Genomic DNA, 17,660 nt, shown 5'->3' with positions numbered 1-17,660 from the left:
CCGCACACCGCGCTCCTGGACGTCTGCCGCGCCAGCCACGCCACCAAGTCATCAAAGGCATACGTATGCCCAGCCTGGTGCCGCGCCCACGGCACCGCCGCCACCACCACCCCATGCACCGGGCAGCACACCCGCGGCGCGTCCGCCTCCAGATACGCCCGCCACGAACCCACATCAACCGTCCGCCACCACCGCCGACCCCGCCCCCGGTCATAACCCGCACACCGCCGACCACACACCCCGCACCGGCCCGCGACCCGAGCCAACGGCCGCACCGAAACCACCACCGCCTGCTCAACCTGATCGAACCGGACCGACTCGACCACCACCTGCTCGACCTGCAAAAGCCGAGCCCATACCCTGAGCGAACGCACGCCGTTGCCACCCCCTAGCGAACCGAACCTTCAGACAGTCCGGAACCTAGGCACGGCAACGGCGTGCACCCGTTAACGACACACTCACCACCCACACATACGGCAGGAGAGCCCAAAAAGGGGGAGCTAACAGGGCCAAACCGGTCGACCGCGGCAAACCCGGCTCGAAGATTCACGTGATATGCGACCGGCGTGGTCTACCGCTGACCGTGTTGATCTCCGCCGCGAACGTGCACGACTCCCAGCTCATGATCCCGCTGCTGGACTCGATCGCACCCGTCCGGGGCGCGCGGGGCCGGCCCCGCCACCGCCCGGACAAGCTCCACGCCGACAAGGCCTACGACATCCCGGCACTGCGCGCCGAGATCAGCCGTCGCGGCATCGCCATCCGCATCGCACGTAAAGGCGTCGAGTCCTCACACAAGCTCGGCCGACACCGCTGGATCGTGGAGGCATGCCTGGCCTGGCTGATGAACAACCGCCGCCTGGTACGCCGCTACGAACGCAAAGCCGAACACTTCCAAGCATTCGCCGACCTCGGCTGCCTACTGATCTGCTACCGCCGCTGGCTCAAGGCCACCAACTGAGACACCCACTTAGTGCTGTGTGGCGTTGAGGGTGTCGTAGATGGCGTGGGTGACGGTGGGGGCGGCTGTGTCGTTCGGCCCGGCGGTGAGCCGGTTCTTGGTCAAGGCGAAGGCCAGGCCGTGTGTGGGGTCGGCGAAGGCGATGCTGCCGCCGGCGCCGGTGGTGCCGAACGCCGTCGGTGATGCGCCGGTCCAGGTCAGTCCCAGGAAGTAGCCGAGGGCTTTGCGGGTAGGGGTGGCGAGAATCAGATCGGTGTCGGCGACGGCCAGGCCGGTGACGTCGCGGGCGCGGTGGGGGCTGAGGAGCCGTACGCCGTCGACGGCGCTGATCAGTGCCGCGTACATGCGGGCGATGGCGTGGGCGGACATCGTGCCGGCGGAGGGGATGTCGGCGCGTAGGTAGTCGGGCCGGTTGCCGGTTTCGGCGAGGGTTCGCAGGAACGGGCGTGGCGCGGCGCGGAACAGCGGTGCGGTGTCCGGCATGGATCGCATCGCGTCGGCCCAGCCGCCGTCGATGAGTTGAGCCGTTCGGGCGATCGTCGTGTCGGGTACGCCGAACAGCAGCGACTCTGTGACGCCCAAGGGTACGGCGACGGCTTCGTGCAGGATGGTGGAGATTGGGTGGTCGGTGACTCGGCGGACGATCTCGCCGAGGATGTAGCCGAAGGTCCAGCCGTGGTAGCCGGTGGCGGTGCCTGGAGCCCATAGCGGGGGTTGGGCGGCGATGTAGGAGCACATGCGGTCCCAGTCGCACAGGTCGGTGGCGGTGACATTCGGTGGTAGGTGCGGAACGCCGACCGCGTGGGTGAGGGCGTGGCGTACGGTGGCGTGCTGTTTGCCGTTGGCGGCGAATTGTGGCCAGTACTCGGCGATGGGCGTGTCGTAGTCGAGGATCCCGCGCGCGGCGAGGACGTGCACGACGGTGGCGGTGGCGCCTTTGCCGGTGGAGAAGCTGTGGAACAGCGTGTCGCGGGTGACTGGTGCGCCGGTGCCCGGGTCGGCGAGGCCGGCGGCCGCGTCCACGACCAGTTCGCCGTGAAGGTAGGCGGCGGCTTGCAGTCCGGTCTCCTGACCGGATGCCACAAGCCGGTCCAGCAGGGTCTGGACGCGCTGTTGCAGGACGGTGTGGATGCTCATCGGGTAGCCGTTCGTGAGGTGGCCGGGAAGTGTGCCCGGTCGCGGTCAGCGGGGGGCGGGAGGCTCGGTATGGGCGGGGGTGCTGTGGCGTGGGCGAGGATGCCGACGGCGGCGATGAGGCAGCAGGCTCCGATCCCGGTCAGCACGACGGGATAGCCGCCGGCGGTGAGCAGGAAGGCCGCGCCGAGCGGTGCGGTGGCTTTGGCGAGGGTGATCGGGGTGGTGAGGATGCCGGCGATGGTGGCGTATACGGTGGTGCCGTACCGGTCGGCCAGCAGGGTGGGCGTGGCGAGGCTGGCCACGCCGAACCCGACGCCAAAGGCCACCACCGCACCGGCGGCGCCGACAGTGCTGCCGGCAACGGCGAGCAGAACGACAGCTGCGGCGGCCTGAACCGTGAACACGACGGCGACCGCTCGGGTCAGCGATAGGCGCCGTTGGACTCCGGTGAGCAGCAGTCGGCCGGTGACCGATAGCACGCCGAGCAGTCCAGCGATGGTGGCCGCGAACGTCGCGGAGTGTCCTTGATGGACGAGTAATCCGACCAGGTGGACGGTCATCGCGGCCATGGCGGCGCCGTGGGCGACGAACGCGACTGCGAGCCACCAGAATCGGCGGTCCCGCACCGCGGCTCGGACCACCAGGCTGCGGTCACGCGCCGTGGGCGGGCGTGATTGTGCGGCCGGTCGTGGTGGTTCGCGGACGGCGAGGGCGTGCAGCGGCACGGTGACCGCGCCGTGGATCGCGGCGAGGATCAGCAGCGTGGTCCGCCAGCCGTACCGGTCGGCCAGCACACCGGTGAGCGGCATGAAGATGGTGCTGGCGAACCCGGCCACCGCGATGACGCCGAGCACCGCCCTGGCCCGTTGGTGTGGCGGGAACCAGGACACCACGACGGCGAGGGCGGGCTCGTAGAGCACCATCGCCGTCGTGATACCGATCCCGACGAGTACGGCGTAGAGCTGGGCCACCGACTGGACCTGGGACCAGGCGAGGACCAGGCCGGTGGCGGCGAGGGAGCCGGTGGTCATCAGGGCCCGGCCGCCGTGGCGGTCCAGCCACCGTCCGACCGGTACCGCCATCGCCGCACCGGCCAGGATCGAGGCGGTCAGCGCCCCGGTCACGGTCGCGGTGGAGGCGTGCAGGGAGTCGGCCATCGGCTGGAGCAGCACGGCGAACGCGTAGTACAGCACGCCGTAGCCAACGGTCTGCGTGACCGCCAAGGCGGCGACGATCCACCAACCCGCAAGTCGCGGGTGGCCGCCGACCGACGAGTCGGCGGCCACCACAGCGGCGGTCGGTGGCCCGGAGTCAGCCGCAGCACCCACCGGCCTGCTCATCGTTGGCTTGCCCGGCGACCGGCAGCAGCGGCAGCGGGGTGGCCAGCACGCCACCGGCGATCCCGGTCGAAAGCCCACGGCCACTCGCGGCCGGTGCCTGCGCGACAGTGGTGCCGCAGCAGCCTCCGCTCTCCTCGATCCGGTCGCTGTCCAATGGCTGGTTGCTGTTACACACCCCGGTTTCGGGCAGGTCGAGCCGCACCTCGCGGGCGGCCTGCCAATCTCCGGCGAGCGCGGCGACCACGGAGCGGGCCTGCTCGTGCCCGGTGGCCAGCAGGAACGTAGGCGCCCGGCCGTAGGACTTGACGCCGATGGCATAGAAGCCGGGCTCGGGGTGGGCCAGCTCGTCCACCCCGTGCGGCGGTACGGTGCCGCAGGCGTGCTCATTGGGGTCGATCAGCGCCGCCAACGCGCGGGTGGAGCCAAGGACCGGATCGAGATCCAGGCGCAGCTCCGAGACGAAGCCGTGGTCGGGGCGGAACCCGGTGGCCGACACGATCCGATCGGCGCTGACCGTGCGGATGCCGTCCGACACCTCCACCGCGCCGTCCGGCGCCGACATGACGCGCTGGATCGGGAAGGCGGTAAGCAGTTCGATGGCGCCGGCTTCGACGTACGCGCGCAGCCGGGAGCCGAGCGCACCGCGAGCCGGGAGAGCGTCGGCGGCCTCGCCACCATAGGTGCGCGCCGGGCTGATCGACCGGATCGCCCACACCACACTGGTTCCTGGTACCTGCGCGGCGAGTTCGGCCAGGGACAGCAGCGTGTTGGCGGCGGAGTGACCGGCGCCGACAACCAGGGTGCGCTGGCCGGCGAACCGCTCCCGGTCGGCGCCGAGCACGTCCGGCAGCGCGTGCTCGATAAACGGTGCGGCGGCGGCCTCACCGTGGGCGGAGATGCCGGCGGCGCCGAGCACGTTCAGGGTGTACCAGGTGCCGGAGGCGTCGATTACCGCCCGCGCCAGCAGGTCGGTGCCGTCGGCGAGCCGAACCAGGAAAGGCGTGGCGTCCCGGCCGGCGGTGCGCACCCGGTCCAGGCCGTATCGGGTGACCGCGACGACGCGGGCGCCGTACCTCACGTGTGGCTTGACCGCCGGTAGATCGGCGAGCGGCTGCAGGTAGTCGGCGGCCAACTGGGCGCCGGTCGGCAGGATCTGCGGGTCGGGCTCCACCCACCCGGCCTCTTCCAGCAGCCGCCGCGCGGCGCCGTCGACGTTGTACCGCCACGGCGAGAACAACCTGACGTGCCCCCACTGCCGCACCGCCGCCGCCGGACCGTCACCAGCCTCCAGTACCGCGAAGGGAACGCCGCGCTCATACAGGTGCGCCGCCGCCGCCAAACCGACCGGCCCGGCACCGATCACCGCGACCGGCAAATCGTTCATTCCACTATCCACAACCAAGCTCCGATCTAGACGTCTATGGAGGTAACTGATCCGGATGCGCCGCCAACCGTGTTGGGCCGCGCGGCGAGCCACACGGTGGCCACGACCAGGCGGGCGAGCGCGGTCGTGGTCGCTGGGTCGACGCGGTCAGGAGTGTCGGCGGGGCTGTGGTAGCCGGCCATACCGGCGCCGATGCCGACCGCCGGGAGGCCGGCGGCGGCGTAGCGGCGGTTGTCGGAGGCGACGGGTCCGGCGACCAGTGGTAGGCCGGTGTGCTGGGCGGCCTGGTCGAGGACGGCGAGCAGGGCGTGCGCGGGGCCGCCGGCCTCCACGGCGGCGGCCTGGCGCAGGTGGCCGGCACCGTCCACGTTGATCACCAGCGGGTGCCTGCCCATCTCGGCGAGGTGGTTGGCGTGGTGGGCCGAGCCGAGCGCACCCACCTCCTCCGCGTCCAGGAAGGCGACCGACAGGCCAACCGTGTCAGGCAGGGCGCTGGTGAGGACGCGGACGGCTTCCAACACAACGGCGACGCCGCTAGCGTTGTCCGCCGCCCCGGGTTGACGCAGGCCGGGATGGTCGCCCACCCCGTCGTAATGTGCGGTCAGCAACACCTCGACGGCCGCCGTGGACGTTGCTCGCCGATGGCCATACAGGTTGGCTGCGGTGACGTCGAGGCGGCGGATCGGCGCGTTTCCCGCCAGCCACGCACCGTCTACGGTGCCGGCGGCTTGGAGCGCCGCGTGGGCGGCGATGTCAATGGTCAGGATCGGTAGTGGCCCCGGGTTCGGGCCGGCCAGCATCGTGTACTGCCAGCCGTCGCCGTCCACGCCCCGGGGCAGCAGCAGTCCGACCGCGCCGTCCGCCTGGCCGTACGCGTCGAACAGGCTCATCCCGGCGGGCACGACCAGCCATCGCCCGGTCGGATCACCGGCACCGGCGACGGCCAGCCCGCCCCGCCGTATCAGCGGAACATCGGCGGACGCGAGATGCACCGACACCTGCCGGCCGAATGTGAGGTCGCTGGTAGTCGTGCCGTCGTGCCAGCGCACCGCGGGTGGGGCGTAGATCTCCGGGACCGCCCGCACCGGGAACGGCTCGACCGCGACGGCGGCGCCGAGGTCGGCGAGCCGCTGCCCGAGCCAGGCCCGCGCGGCGGCGCCGCCGGCTGAGCCGACCCGCCGGCCCGCGAACGCCTCGCCCGCGAGCGCCGTCACCGTGGCGGCCATCCGATCGCCGGACACGGTGTCGAGCAGCCGGTCGAGCGCGCCGAGCCGGACCGGTGGTGTGGACGGGCCGGTCGTGGTGGTCATCCGCAGCAGCCTGTGCCGGCGGCGACCGCCTCGGCCTTCGCGCTGGTTCCGCAGCAGGAGCCGGCCGCCTGTGCGTCGGCGGTGGTGCCGCAGCACGGGCTCGCTGCCGGGTCGGCCGGATTCGGCAGCGCGACAGCCGAAGGCGGGTTGCCGCAGCAGCCGCCCGAGCCGGTGACCGTCAGCGCGGCGGCCGGGTCGCCGGCAAATCCGCCCTGGGTCGTCGTGGTGTCACTCATATCGGGCCTCTCCAATCAGTGATGTAGCGCCCAGACCAGCGCCTGGGTGCGGGCGCGCTCGAGGTGGCGCTCAGCCCGCTGCGCCGCGGTGGACACCTCGGCGCAGCCATCGCAGAACCGGACGACAGCATCGGCGGCCCGACGGCGGGCGATGCGCAACATGTCAGCCTTCCAATGCTGTCTCGACGTTTCTCAAATCAGAGAGTTACACGCTGTTTCGAGACCTGTCAACCTAGAGGCATGTCGAAACAAGCGGTGGCGCCGGCCATCACCGGCGTGCCCGTCGACGCGCCCTGCTGCCCGCCGATCGCCGAGCACCGCATCCCCGCCGAGACCGCCGCAGCGCTCGCCCCCGCCTTCAAGGCACTCGGCGACCCGGTCCGGCTCCAGCTGATGTCGATGATCGCCTCGGCCCCAGCCGGGGAGATCTGCGTGTGCGAGCTGACTCCGGCGTTCGAGCTGTCCGGGCCGACGATCTCTCACCACTTGAAGACGCTGCGTGAGGCCGGGCTGGTGGACGCCGACCGACGCGGCACCTGGGTCTACTACCGCACCCGGCCCGGCATCCTGCGCCAACTGGCCGCCCTGCTGTCCGTCGAGATGCCGGCGACCGCCTGACCCTCCCGTCCCGGTCGCTCCGCGCTCGCGGCTTGACCAAGGATGATTACTCAGTCATTGTTGACTCAATGACTGCTGAGCTTCTCTCGGTGCAGCGCCGGGCGCGGATCCACGCGGCGCTCGGCGACCCGGCACGCCTCGCCATCGTCGACGCGCTCACGCTGGGCGACGCCTCACCCGGCGAAATCGCCCACCACCTCGACATGCCCACCAACCTGGTCGCCCATCACCTCAAGGTCCTCACCGACGCCGGGCTGGTCGTGCGTACCCGATCCGAAGGCGACCGGCGCCGCACCTACCTGCGGCTGCAACCCGCCGCGCTCGCCGCGCTCACGGCGCCGTCTCTCGCGGCGGTGGATCGGGTGGTGTTCGTGTGCACCCACAACTCCGCCCGCTCCCAGTTGGCCGCCGCGCTGTGGCGCCAGCGCACCGGTGACCTGGCAGCCTCGGCGGGCACCCGCCCTGCGTCCCGGGTCCACCCCCGAGCGGTCAAGGTCGCCCACCGGCACGGGCTAACCCTCGACCCGACCGGCACCGCGCACATCGCCGAAGTGATCCACGACGGCGACCTCGTGATCGCGGTATGCGACAACGCCTACGAAGACCTCACCAACCACACCGACGCCGGCCCGGTTCGACCTCAGCTGCACTGGTCGATCCCCGACCCGGTCCGCCTCGACACCGACGCCGCGTTCGAGACCGCGTACACCGATATCGCCGCCCGCATCGACCGCCTCGCACCCACCCTCACCACCGGAGCCGACCATGCCTGAGACCACCACGCACCTGCATCCGGACCTGTCCGTCGACCAGCAACTCGCCCTCCGCACCGCCGCCACCCGCCTCGCCGACGACTTCCAAGGCATCTACGGCCCGGAAACCATCGAACGCTTCCTGCACACCAGCTACGACCAGTTCGCCAGCCGCAGCACCGTGCCCAACTTCCTGCCACTGCTGGCCGAACGCTTCGCCCGCCAACGCCTACAAGCCCTCGTCAGGGTCGAAGGCCACCACCGCGACGGCAAACCCGTCGTGCTGTTCCTGTGCACCCACAACGCCGGCCGCTCCCAAATGGCCCTCGGCTTCTTCACCCACCTCGCCGCAGACCAAGCGGTCGCCTGGTCCGGCGGCTCCGAACCCGATACCGCGATCAACCCCTCCGCGATCGCCGCCATGGCCGAACGCGGCATCGACATCGCCGGCGAGTACCCCAAACCATGGACCGACGAAATCGTCCGCGCCGCCGACGTGGCCATCACGATGGGCTGCGGCGACGCCTGCCCGATCTTCCCCAGCACCCGCTACGAGAACTGGGACCTCGACGACCCGGCCGGCCTCGACCTCGAAGCCGTACGCCCGATCCGCGACGAGCTGGAGCGCCGGGTCCGGCGCCTGCTCGATGAGCTGGGCGTGGCCGCCCGATGACCCACCCCGCACTGTGGCGGCGGCTGCTGGCCGAATTCTGCGGCACCGCACTGCTGGTCACCGCCGTTGTCGGCTCCGGCATCATGGCCACCGAGCTATCCCCGGACGACGTCGGCCTGCAACTGCTGCAGAACTCGATCGCCACCGCGTTCGCTCTCGGGGCACTGATCCTCACCTTCGGGCCCGTCTCCGGCGCGCACTTCAACCCCGTCGTGTCCGCCGCGGACTGGCTCCTCGGCCGCCGCGCCGGCACCGGACTGACAACCTCCGACCTCGGTGGGTACGTGCTGGCCCAGACGGCCGGCGCCATCGCCGGGTCGATCCTGGCCAACCTGATGTTCGCCCTGCCGGCCGTGGACCTCTCCACCAAAGACCGGGCCGCCGGCCACCTATGGCTCGGCGAAATCGTCGCCACCACCGGGCTGATCCTGCTCATCTTCGCCCTGGCCCGCTCCGGTCGCACGGCGGTCGCCCCGGCGGCGGTCGGTGCCTACATCGGCGCCGCCTACTGGTTCACCAGCTCCACCTCCTTCGCCAACCCGGCCGTCACCATCGGACGGGCATTCACCGACACCTTCGCCGGCATCACCCCAGCCTCGGTACCCGGATTCATCGCCGCCCAGGTCGTCGGCCTCGCCGTCGCGGTCGGGCTGCTGCTCGCCCTGTACCCGGACGTCGCGCGGGCCGCCGACCACGTCAACGTTGCCCACGACAGCGCCGAACCAGCCACCAACCACACAACCCGTGCCCCCGTACGCTAGCGCCGTTCGGTCCACTTCGGAGGAGCCAGCACCATCATGAGTGACAAGCCCAGCGTCCTGTTCGTCTGCGTCCACAACGCCGGACGCTCCCAAATGGCCGCCGGCTGGCTGCGCCACCTCGCCGGCGACACCGTCGAGGTCCGCTCCGCCGGATCCGAGCCCGCCGACCAGATCAACCCCGCTGCCGTGGCGGCGATGCGGGAAGTCGGCATCGACATCACCGACCAAACCCCGGCCAAGCTCACCTGGGACGCGGCCCAAGCCTCCGACGTCATCGTCACCATGGGCTGCGGCGACGCCTGCCCCGTCTTCCCCGGCAAACGATACGAAGACTGGAAACTCAACGACCCCGCCGGTCTCGGCGTCGACGCGGTCCGCCCGATCCGCGACGAGATCGAACAACGAGTCCGTGCCCTCCTCGACGACCTCGCCGTCCCGGCCCACTGAAACCGTCATGCGACTTCTCATCATCGGCGGCAGCGACGCCGGCATCAGCGCCGGGCTCCGCGCCCGCGAACTCGACCCCGACATCGAGGTCACCCTGCTGGTCGCCGACCGCTACCCGAACTTCAGCATCTGCGGCATCCCGTACCACATAACCGGCGACGTGCCCGACTGGCGAAACCTGGCCCACCGCAGCCTCGCCGACCTCGAACACGCCGGACTGCGGCTGCGGCTGGACCACCAGGCCACCGCGATCGACCCCACCGCCCACACCGTCACCGTCGCCACCCCTACTACCCCGGCACCACCCCCATCCACATCCGCATCACCGGCGACCCGGCGCACCGGACGGCTCCTCGGCGCGCAACTACTCGGCCACATCACCGCGCAGATCGCCAAACGCATCGACATCTACGCCACCGCCATCTCCTACGGCGCCACCGTCCGCGACATCGCCGACCTCGACCCGTCCTACACCCCACCACTGAGCAGCCCATGGGACGCCGTCCAACTCGCCACGATCACCTGGCGACAGACCCACACTGCATCCCACGACGCAACGACAAACTGCCGATGAACCGTCAGGTTATTGTTGTGGCCGTGGCGCTGACCGGTTGGTGGATCATCTTCGCCAGTCGCCACGGTCACCATTGAGAGCGACCCTCACCAGGGCAGCGGGCCCTCCTCGCTGAAGAATCCGGCGGTCGGTCCGTCCGGGCCGAGCGTGGCCAGGCGCACCAAGACCGCAGCGCCCTGCGCGACGGTAAGAAACCCGGTGTGGTTGTTGCTGTCGGTATCGACGTAGCCTGGCGCGACAGCATTGACGAGGATGCCGTCCTTGCGCAGCTCGTTGGCGTACTGCACGGTCAACGCGTTGAGCGCGGTCTTGGATGGCGAGTACGCCGCCGACGGCAGCAGCGCCGAAAAGGGGCCGTTCGGGTCGCTGGTGAGGCTCAGCGACGCGGCGTGGCTGCTGACGTTGACGATCCGGGGTGCTCGTGACCGCCGCAGCAGCGGCAGCATGGCGTTGGTTGCCGCGATGACTCCGAAGACGTTGGTCTCGAACACCGCCCGGACCATGTCCACATCGACGGTGCTGGGGACCTGGTCGTGGGCGTCTTCGGGCGAGACCTGTCCGGATCCGGTGATGCCGGCGTTGTTGATCAGCACGTCGAGATGCCCGAAACGATCCTCGACCTGTCTTGCTGCCGCCTGGATGGTGGTCGGATTGGTGACGTCCACCGTGACGGCATGTACGTCGCCGCCCGCCGCGCGCAGCTCCGCCGCGGTCTGTTCGCCGCGCTGCGGGTCTCGGGCGCCGATCAGGACCGTCATGCCCAACGCGGCAAGGTGCTGTGCCGCCCCACGGCCGATGCCCTTGTTCGCCCCGGTGACCAGCGCGACTTTCTGGTGCGTGGTCCGCTCGCTCATGGTGAACTCCTTGCTGTGGAGGATGTGTTTTTCAGAACCTGTCTTGGGAAACCGAGACGAGCCCAGCCGATCTGCCCCTAGTCACGCTCGCCGGGTGTGGTGGGAGATTTTGCTCACCTGGGATCAGCACATGCTCACCGCGATCTCGCCGCCGTAGGTCGCCCGCGACTTGACGATCGGTGGCGGCAGCTGCCCGACCTCTTCCCGCATGCCGTTCAGTCCGTCGAAGAACGCCAGCTGTGAGGCCCACACCTGGGTCACTACGACCGTTTCCTCGTCGGGCGTCATCACGTCGAACGAGATGAAGCCGTCCTGCTTGCGTAGCGCTGATCCGGTGGTCTCTGCGCGCTGCACCTCCAGCTGCACGTTGGACGGGTCCAACTTGAAGATCGCCACTATTTGATACGCCACCCAGCAACTCCCTTCGGACTACCAATATGTTCGGCCTCCCGAACTATACGGTGAGGCTATCATCTTGTCCATGACCGAGATCCGTCTGCTGCCCGGCCTGCCGCTGACCCATACCCCAGCCGATCCGGCCCAGGAGGCTTGGCTGCTCATCGCCGAGGTCTCGGCGCTGCGAACCGGCCGCTGGATGATGGAAGCGGCACAGGTGGGGTTGACCGCGGTTCAAGCCCGAGCTCTGGTCGCGCTGAATCCACAGGTTCCGGCCAAGATGGGTGTCCTCGGATCCGCGCTCTGTATCGACCGGGCGTCGCTGACCGAGCTCGTGGATCAACTTGAGAGCCGCGGCTATGTGGAGCGGCAAGCCTCGCCGCAGGACCGGCGAGTAAAGGTCCTCGCCGTCACTGCGGCGGGCGTAGCCGCCCGAGAACGCCTAATTGAAGCCCTGATCACGCCGGATCCCGCGCTCGGCCGCCTGTCCGGCAAGCAACTCGGCGGCATCGTCACGGCGCTGCGCCAGGTGTTGGCCTGAACAGCCGCGCAACAGTTGTCGTGCTGCCACGGCTTCCCGACGCCACCCACGCGTGATCCGAACCGCGTCTTGACCTTGCCCATCACGGCCGTGACTGGCCTATTGGCTGGTTCTCAGCAGCGTCTTGCGGAGGACTGCTCGGATGTGGTCCGGATCGGCGTCGTGGTCGTCGAGGAGGATTGCTGTGCAGAGGCCGTCGGACAGTGCGACGAAGGCTTCGATGATGTCGGGGTCGTCGGTCTGTGTTCTGGCGAGTTCCGCGACGTTGTCGCGCCAGCGTCGTGCTACGGGGCGTAGGGCGGGTCGGCGAGCTGCCAGTGTGGACAGCTCCCGTTCGGCGAGTGCGCGCTCACGGCCGGGTCCGGCGGATTCGGCGATGAGCTTGGCGAGCCCGTCGAGCGGGTCGGCCTCGGTGTCGATGAGTTGGCGGATGCGGTGGGTATAGGTATCGGTGACGCTGGTCAGGGCCGCTATCAGCAGGTCGTCGAGGGTGGCGAAGTAGTAGAGCGTCAGGCTGGTGGTGATGCCAGCCTCCCTGGCCACGGTTCGGTGCGTGACGCCGGTGGCACCGTCGCGGCGGACGACGGTGAGGGTTGCCTCGATGATCTGGGCTCGGCGGCGTTGGCCGCGCAGTCTGCGCCCATCGCCGGTGTCTTGTTCAACCGCCATCGTCTCACCCCCACCGTCTCACCTGTCGTCGCCGCTCCCCCGATTCGAGGTTATCGGCTCCGCTTCAGGGTTGGCCTCCCCAAGGGGCCGCACATGTCGCAGTGTCGCGAAGCAGATCAGCGAAGCAGCCGCTATGGCGATTCCTGCTGCGACGGCGGCGGTGTTGAGCCCGCTGGTGAACGCGGCTCGTGCGTTGTCGAGAGCCCCAGCGGGTAGCTGGTTCACGACGGTCGATGCTCCGGAGAGACTGTCACGGTACGCCTCGGCCGCGGCTGAGCCCAGCCCGGAGGGAACCTCGACCGTGGTCCGGTAGGTCGCCATGGTGAGACTGCCCAGGAGCGCCACCCCTGCCGCGATGCCGAGCTCCTGAACGGTCTCCGACAGCGCGGCAGCAGATCCGGACTTCTCTGTTGGTGCCGCACCCACGACGATGTCGGTACCGAGTGCGGCGATGACCCCGAGTCCGAGGTAGACGAAGGCGAATCCAGCGACCACGGTCAGTTTGTCGTCCGTGCCGGCCACGGCAAGAAGGACGTATCCGACGAGCGAGAGCGCCAAGGTGGCGGCCATGACCACGCCGGGTGACACCCTACTGGCCAGCAGAGGCGCACCGATGGCTCCGATGAGCATGGCCAGTGCGGGTGGCCCCATCCACAACCCAGCCGTCGTCGGTGAGAGGCCCTCGACGAGCTGCAGGTACTGGGTGACCAGGAACATCACCCCACCAAAACCGACCAGGCCGATCAACAGGACGGTCAAGGCCGCGGAGAAGGCCCGGCTGGTGAAGAGCGTGATGGCCAGCAGCGGCTCTTTCAGGCGCAGTTGGCGACGGACGAAGGCGACTGCCGAGCCGCCAGCGAGAAGGACAGCGACCAGCGCCTGGACGTCGAGGCTGTGGGCCGCGACGTGCTTGATCGCATAGGTGATCGGCAGCATCGCCGCCAGGGACAACCCGACGCTCAGCAAGTCGAGCCGGCCGGTACGGGTCTGAAACTCCGGTAGCAGCGCTGGCGCACCTGCCAGTACCAGCACAGTCACCGGTACGGCGATGAGAAAGACCGCACCCCACCAGAAGCTGGAGACCAGCACACCGCCCACGACCGGGCCCGCGGCCATCCCGAGGGCAAACATCGTGGCCCACACACCGATCGCCAAAGCTCGCTGCCGCGCGTCAGTGAACATGTTGCTGATCAGTGACAGCGTCGAGGGCATCAACGTCGCCCCGGCCACCCCGAGCAGCGCCCGCGCCACTATCAGCCATAGGGCGCTGGGGGCGAACGCCGCACCGACCGAGGCCGCGCCGAACGCAGCCATCCCGATCATCAGCAGGCGGCGCCGTCCGACGCGGTCACCCAACGTCCCCATGGTGACCAGGAAACCGGCGATGAAGAAGCCGTAGGCATCCATGATCCACAACGTTTCCGTCGCGGTGGGGTCCAGGTCCGTGGCCAGACTCGGAACGACGAGGTAGAGCGCCGTCACGTCGAGGCCCAACAGCATCGTCGGCAACGCCAACAGCGCGAGGCCGCCCCACTCTCGCCGCCCGGCACGTCCCGACTGCCTCGCGCTCACGGCACCTCCCGCATACTAGTTGAACGAACGTACTAGTTGTACCATAGTTCAATACACGACCGCGACGGAGCCCAGAGCTGTGACACACAAGAACGCCCCACTGAGCGTGGAGGGAAGGCGACGGCTAGTGGAGAGGCGCAGAACTCGATCCATCGCTCACGTCGCTGTCGAGACAAGAATCTCCCGGGCATGCGCCTCGAAGTGGGTCAACCGATACCGGCGCTGCGGCGAACTCGGGCTGCACGACCGGTCCAGCGTGCCGCACACGAGGTCGCAAAGGCTTGGAAATGCTAGGCTTTGCGTTCATAGCAGCGGGCTAGGCGACGGTTGTTGGTCAGCCAGGACAGGCACGCCTCCACAAACCACTGCGTGAACCGGCGGTGCACCGTCGGCCGGGACACCCCGAAGAACACGGCCGGCAACTTCCGCCACGAACACCCCGCCTGGACCATGTACACGATCGCCGCCAGGCAGGCCCGATCATCAGCGCGGCGCTTCCCGCCACCCTGCGCTTCGCCGGCACTGGCAGCAGCGGCTGCACGACCTTCCAGAAGTCATCAGGTGCCCAGGTCCAGAACAGGGTGCGTTTCCTCTTGAGTGAGCGGGCGGCGGTGGTCACGCGGCCAGGGCGTATTGGTCCTTGTAGCGGCTGGCGTGGGTGCGCTGGTATTCGCGGTCGATGTGGAACTGCCAGTACTGGTCGAAGTCGCCGTTGGCGATTACTGCGCTCAGGAGGAGTACGGCTTCAGCGCCGGTCAGGCTCCAGCGGGCGCCGGTGATGTCGAGGCGGTCTTTGACCAGGTAGCGGCAGCAGCCTTCGATGACGCCGGTGGCGATGGGCCAGCCCAGGGCCAACGCGATGTGGTAGTTGAGGTAGGGCTGCTTGGCGTGCAGGTAGGCGGTGGCACGTTCCAGGCCGGGTGCGGGGTCGTTGGTCTGGGCGCGGATGCGTAACCGGGCGCATAGGTCGGCGACCACGCGCGGGGCGTGGCCTTCCAACAGGCCGCGGGCGGTGGCGTGGACGAAGGCGGCGTGGGCGTTGTGGCTGGTGTGCAGGTCTTCGGCAGCCTTCCACAAATACTCAAGCACGTGGATGAAGTCGACGATGATGTCGATGTGGACACCACGGCGTTGGGCTTCCTGCCGGATGCGGTCGAGTTGGTGGTTGGCGCCGTCGACCAGCACGACCCAGCGGCGGCGGTGTTGTGGGTCGCGGGCTTGGGCTTGGTCGAACAGGTCGGTGACCATGGGGGCGACGGAGTGCTCAAGCGAGGCGTCCACCTTCCGGCCACTGGTGCGTGGCCCGCGTCGGCGGGTGGCGCGTTCGGCCGGGTCGGCGGGCAGGATGTCGGCGGCGGTGCGCGGGGCCGGTGCGGCGTCGTAGACCGCGGTCACTACTGCCATGCGGGTGCGTCCGGTCCGTTCCCGGCGCGCCAGTTGAGCCGAGGGCGGCTGCGGGCCAGCCGGTCGGGTCGGGGCCGGTTCGCGTAAATCAGCACCGATCATGTTCACGCCGGTGGCGTCGATGCTGAGCACGAGCACGTCCCGGCCGTCGGCGGACGGATCGGTGCTCGGGCCGTCGGCCGGCTGGTAGAAGTCGCGGATGTCGACGGCCGTTTCGGTGGCGATCTGCATCAACTGGCGGGTGCCCAGATGCTGACCGGTGGCGCGGATGATCGCCTCCCGGGCAGCCCGCAGCGACCCGGCTGCCACCTCGTGCACCACCTGCCGCCGCAGCGGGAACGAATACAACCGTTGCGGCAACGCCAGTTGCGCGTCGGCCGGATACAGATTCGGTGCGCCCGGTGCCCGGTAGGCGATCCGCCGCACCTCCACCGGGCCGACGGTGGTAGCCACCAGGCGCCGGTGTCCGGCCTCGGCCCGCCGCCGTGCCACCCCGTCCGCGCCAGCTATCTGCCCGAGCCGGGGTTCGCGGGCGGCGCGCGCGTCCAACTGGTCCTGCATCAGCTGCCGCTGTAGTTCCCGCCCCGCCTCGGTGACGTACTCCTCCAACGCGTGCTGCGTGCAGGCCATCATCTCCGCTTCACTCAAACGGGCGACCATCCGCTAAAGACAGGCCCGGGAGGCGGCGAAATCGTCTCGTCCAGCTACGGCACAACCGCCGTGAAGTTGGTCATCGCTAGCGGTCAGGAGCTGACCGCCGGCGATGACCCCGGAGGCTGCGAACTGCACCAGTCGACTCGCGAAGTCCCGTAACCCAATCAGGTGCCACGCGGCGGCAGCGGCCACGCGCCATCCAAGACCACAAACGTCGGATCGCCGCTGGTAGTGGCGCGTTCCCATGTTGTACGGGACCCGCCGGGGGGCACCACCGCAGGGAATCTGACCTGCACAAACAGTCAGATGATATCGAAGGCTCCCGCTAGCGATCTGAACGAGTCCTCGAAAATCCCGCTTGTTCGTGCCGTCAACTGGATCAGCGTGGCGTGAAACGCCGAAGGACGAAGGCGCGCGGTTACTGATCGACGGTGAAGATGACCGCGCGGTTCGCGGCCGCTGCCTGGCGGTAGAAGTCGCGGACCTGCTTGAACCAGCCCCAGGTATAGCCGAAGTCTTCGTCGCTGAGCAGGCCCTGGTAGTCGGTGGGATCGATGCGGTCGTAGCGCTGGCGCATCCAGTTCTCGTCCACTGCCTCAAGGGCCGCTGCGACCTCGGCGACTTCACCTGCCCGCAGGTGGGCGACGATGTAGTCGTCGCCGTCATGGTGGTGGCCGCCGCCGAGCACCGCCATATCGAGCGGGGAAAGACGCCTGCCCGAGCCGAGCGTCCCATCGCTCAGGCAGCGATGGATGGCGTCCCATGCCTTGTCCGTCTCGCAGTCCAGCGGCTCGCCATCCCAGTCGCCCATCTCGACCTCCTCGACGAACGCTCGAACCTCGGCGTCGTCGCGTGTGGCCAACAGGGCGGCTTCCTGCTCGTCTGTGAGAGCGAAGAACATTCCTCGGCACGCCATGAGCCGCAGGGTAGCTTGCTCGCACCCGCCACGCCGTCACGCCCCGGCTTCCCAGGGCGGAGTCCCCGGCCCCTCCCCTGTCGTGATCAACCGTCGGAGACTTCCGTTGACGAAGAAGCCCCACGCGCTGGTGAGGTGGGCGTCGGTGACCCTCCAGACGAGCTTCTGGTCGGGGACGAGTTCGGTGACCTTCTGCTTGGAGTAGTGGAGGTCCGGGTAGCGGTAGGTGAACTCGGCGCCGGGTGTGTCGGCGTTGCCGTCGATGTCTCCGGTCCACCAGCCACGGACATTCGTGATGGCCTTGAATACCTCTGCGGCAGAGTGTTCGACGGTGAAGGACGTGGTGAAGTTCTGACTTGCCATGGCTGTTCCTCCGGTTGCGTGGTGGTAGTCCGGTCGAGGTAGTCCCGCAGCACCACGGGCGCGGCGCCGCTCGCCGGGCGCGGCGGTCACGAGGCCGA

22 protein-coding genes and 2 pseudogenes are annotated in these 17,660 nt (G+C 69.2%); 9 read left to right on the top strand and 15 right to left on the bottom strand.

Going from position 1 to position 17,660, the window contains the following annotated elements; translation table 11 throughout:
* The coding region (locus V6V89_RS33580; protein WP_334623576.1) for a transposase family protein at positions 1–374 on the bottom strand (374 nt) is incomplete at its 3' end.
* A gap of 117 nt (positions 375–491) precedes the next feature.
* Here V6V89_RS33580 and V6V89_RS33575 point away from each other — a divergent pair.
* Positions 492–961, top strand: a pseudogene (locus V6V89_RS33575) (IS5 family transposase); the annotation flags it as partial.
* Between the two features lie 9 nt (positions 962–970).
* Here V6V89_RS33575 and V6V89_RS33570 read toward each other — a convergent pair.
* From V6V89_RS33570 to V6V89_RS33545, 6 genes are read right to left on the bottom strand one after another with little or no spacing between them, the layout of a single operon-like run.
* Complete coding sequence (locus V6V89_RS33570; RefSeq protein ID WP_334623575.1) at positions 971–2,098, bottom strand: serine hydrolase domain-containing protein; 1,128 nt, start codon at positions 2,096–2,098, stop codon at positions 971–973.
* Complete coding sequence (locus tag V6V89_RS33565) at positions 2,095–3,426, bottom strand: MFS transporter (RefSeq protein WP_334623574.1); 1,332 nt, start codon at positions 3,424–3,426, stop codon at positions 2,095–2,097. The genes V6V89_RS33570 and V6V89_RS33565 overlap by 4 nt, the downstream gene beginning before the upstream one ends.
* Positions 3,410–4,822, bottom strand: coding sequence for an NAD(P)-binding domain-containing protein (locus V6V89_RS33560; protein WP_334623573.1), 1,413 nt, complete (start codon positions 4,820–4,822; stop codon positions 3,410–3,412). The genes V6V89_RS33565 and V6V89_RS33560 overlap by 17 nt, the downstream gene beginning before the upstream one ends.
* Before the next feature lie 26 nt (positions 4,823–4,848).
* Positions 4,849–6,132, bottom strand: coding sequence for a M28 family metallopeptidase (locus V6V89_RS33555; RefSeq protein ID WP_334623571.1), 1,284 nt, complete (start codon positions 6,130–6,132; stop codon positions 4,849–4,851).
* Positions 6,129–6,368 (bottom strand): hypothetical protein, encoded by a 240-nt coding sequence (locus V6V89_RS33550; protein WP_334623570.1) that lies wholly within the window; start codon positions 6,366–6,368, stop codon positions 6,129–6,131. Before V6V89_RS33550 ends, V6V89_RS33555 begins: the two co-directional genes overlap by 4 nt.
* Positions 6,369–6,383: 15 nt before the next feature.
* Positions 6,384–6,530, bottom strand: a complete 147-nt coding sequence (locus tag V6V89_RS33545) for a hypothetical protein (RefSeq protein ID WP_334623569.1) — start codon at positions 6,528–6,530, stop codon at positions 6,384–6,386.
* A gap of 78 nt (positions 6,531–6,608) precedes the next feature.
* On the opposite strand from V6V89_RS33545, the gene V6V89_RS33540 reads away from it, so the two are divergent.
* The 6 genes from V6V89_RS33540 (at position 6,609) to V6V89_RS33515 (ending at position 10,193) form a co-directional block, all read left to right on the top strand.
* Entirely contained in the window at positions 6,609–6,986 is a 378-nt protein-coding gene (locus tag V6V89_RS33540; RefSeq protein ID WP_334623568.1) for an ArsR/SmtB family transcription factor, read from the top strand.
* Positions 6,987–7,054: 68 nt separating this feature from the next.
* The gene (locus tag V6V89_RS33535; RefSeq protein ID WP_334623567.1) at positions 7,055–7,759 is read left to right on the top strand and encodes a metalloregulator ArsR/SmtB family transcription factor; all 705 of its coding nucleotides are present in this window, start codon (positions 7,055–7,057) and stop codon (positions 7,757–7,759) included.
* On the top strand, positions 7,752–8,411 hold the full coding sequence (locus tag V6V89_RS33530; RefSeq protein WP_334623566.1) for an arsenate reductase ArsC: 660 nt from the start codon (positions 7,752–7,754) through the stop codon (positions 8,409–8,411). The genes V6V89_RS33535 and V6V89_RS33530 overlap by 8 nt, the downstream gene beginning before the upstream one ends.
* Entirely contained in the window at positions 8,408–9,172 is a 765-nt protein-coding gene (locus V6V89_RS33525; protein ID WP_334623565.1) for an MIP/aquaporin family protein, read from the top strand. The genes V6V89_RS33530 and V6V89_RS33525 overlap by 4 nt, the downstream gene beginning before the upstream one ends.
* Before the next feature lie 36 nt (positions 9,173–9,208).
* A complete protein-coding gene (locus V6V89_RS33520; protein ID WP_334623564.1) occupies positions 9,209–9,619 on the top strand; it encodes an arsenate reductase ArsC in 411 nt (136 codons plus the stop codon).
* A gap of 7 nt (positions 9,620–9,626) precedes the next feature.
* Positions 9,627–10,193, top strand: coding sequence for a hypothetical protein (locus V6V89_RS33515; RefSeq protein ID WP_334623563.1), 567 nt, complete (start codon positions 9,627–9,629; stop codon positions 10,191–10,193).
* A gap of 86 nt (positions 10,194–10,279) precedes the next feature.
* On the opposite strand, the gene V6V89_RS33510 is transcribed toward V6V89_RS33515, so the two are convergent.
* Both V6V89_RS33510 and V6V89_RS33505 read right to left on the bottom strand, forming a co-directional pair.
* Entirely contained in the window at positions 10,280–11,047 is a 768-nt protein-coding gene (locus V6V89_RS33510) for an SDR family oxidoreductase (RefSeq protein WP_334623562.1), read from the bottom strand.
* 123 nt (positions 11,048–11,170) lie between these two features.
* Entirely contained in the window at positions 11,171–11,458 is a 288-nt protein-coding gene (locus tag V6V89_RS33505) for an antibiotic biosynthesis monooxygenase (protein WP_334623561.1), read from the bottom strand.
* Positions 11,459–11,528: 70 nt separating this feature from the next.
* Here V6V89_RS33505 and V6V89_RS33500 point away from each other — a divergent pair, with 70 nt between their 5' ends.
* Positions 11,529–11,984 carry a MarR family winged helix-turn-helix transcriptional regulator gene (locus V6V89_RS33500; RefSeq protein WP_334623560.1) on the top strand — a complete coding sequence of 152 codons (456 nt, stop codon included), beginning with the start codon at positions 11,529–11,531 and terminating at the stop codon, positions 11,982–11,984.
* 99 nt (positions 11,985–12,083) lie between these two features.
* Here the strand turns inward: V6V89_RS33500 and V6V89_RS33495 are convergent, their stop codons facing one another.
* Entirely contained in the window at positions 12,084–12,653 is a 570-nt protein-coding gene (locus V6V89_RS33495; RefSeq protein WP_334623559.1) for a TetR/AcrR family transcriptional regulator, read from the bottom strand.
* Between the two features lie 18 nt (positions 12,654–12,671).
* Positions 12,672–14,225 (bottom strand): MFS transporter, encoded by a 1,554-nt coding sequence (locus V6V89_RS33490; protein WP_334623558.1) that lies wholly within the window; start codon positions 14,223–14,225, stop codon positions 12,672–12,674.
* A 79-nt stretch (positions 14,226–14,304) separates the two neighbouring features.
* Between V6V89_RS33490 and V6V89_RS41925 the strand changes: the two are divergent.
* Positions 14,305–14,490 (top strand): annotated as a pseudogene (locus V6V89_RS41925) (helix-turn-helix domain-containing protein); the annotation flags it as partial.
* 25 nt (positions 14,491–14,515) lie between these two features.
* On the opposite strand, the gene V6V89_RS41920 reads toward V6V89_RS41925, so the two are convergent.
* The 4 genes from V6V89_RS41920 to V6V89_RS33470 form a co-directional block, all read right to left on the bottom strand.
* Positions 14,516–14,776 carry a transposase gene (locus tag V6V89_RS41920; protein ID WP_442935274.1) on the bottom strand — a complete coding sequence of 87 codons (261 nt, stop codon included), beginning with the start codon at positions 14,774–14,776 and terminating at the stop codon, positions 14,516–14,518.
* Positions 14,777–14,840: 64 nt separating this feature from the next.
* Positions 14,841–16,277 carry an ISKra4 family transposase gene (locus V6V89_RS33480; RefSeq protein WP_334623556.1) on the bottom strand — a complete coding sequence of 479 codons (1,437 nt, stop codon included), beginning with the start codon at positions 16,275–16,277 and terminating at the stop codon, positions 14,841–14,843.
* A gap of 424 nt (positions 16,278–16,701) precedes the next feature.
* Positions 16,702–17,199: a DUF1877 family protein gene (locus tag V6V89_RS33475; RefSeq protein ID WP_334623555.1), complete on the bottom strand. Its 498-nt coding sequence runs from the start codon at positions 17,197–17,199 to the stop codon at positions 16,702–16,704.
* A 36-nt stretch (positions 17,200–17,235) separates the two neighbouring features.
* Positions 17,236–17,562 (bottom strand): SRPBCC family protein, encoded by a 327-nt coding sequence (locus V6V89_RS33470; protein WP_334623554.1) that lies wholly within the window; start codon positions 17,560–17,562, stop codon positions 17,236–17,238.
* Between the last annotated feature and the right edge of the window lie 98 nt (positions 17,563–17,660).

Source organism: Micromonospora sp. CPCC 206061 (genome assembly GCF_036906915.1).
In the GTDB taxonomy this organism is placed as follows: Bacteria; Actinomycetota; Actinomycetes; order Mycobacteriales; family Micromonosporaceae; genus Phytohabitans.
This window is presented reverse-complemented; position numbering and strand designations above follow the sequence as displayed.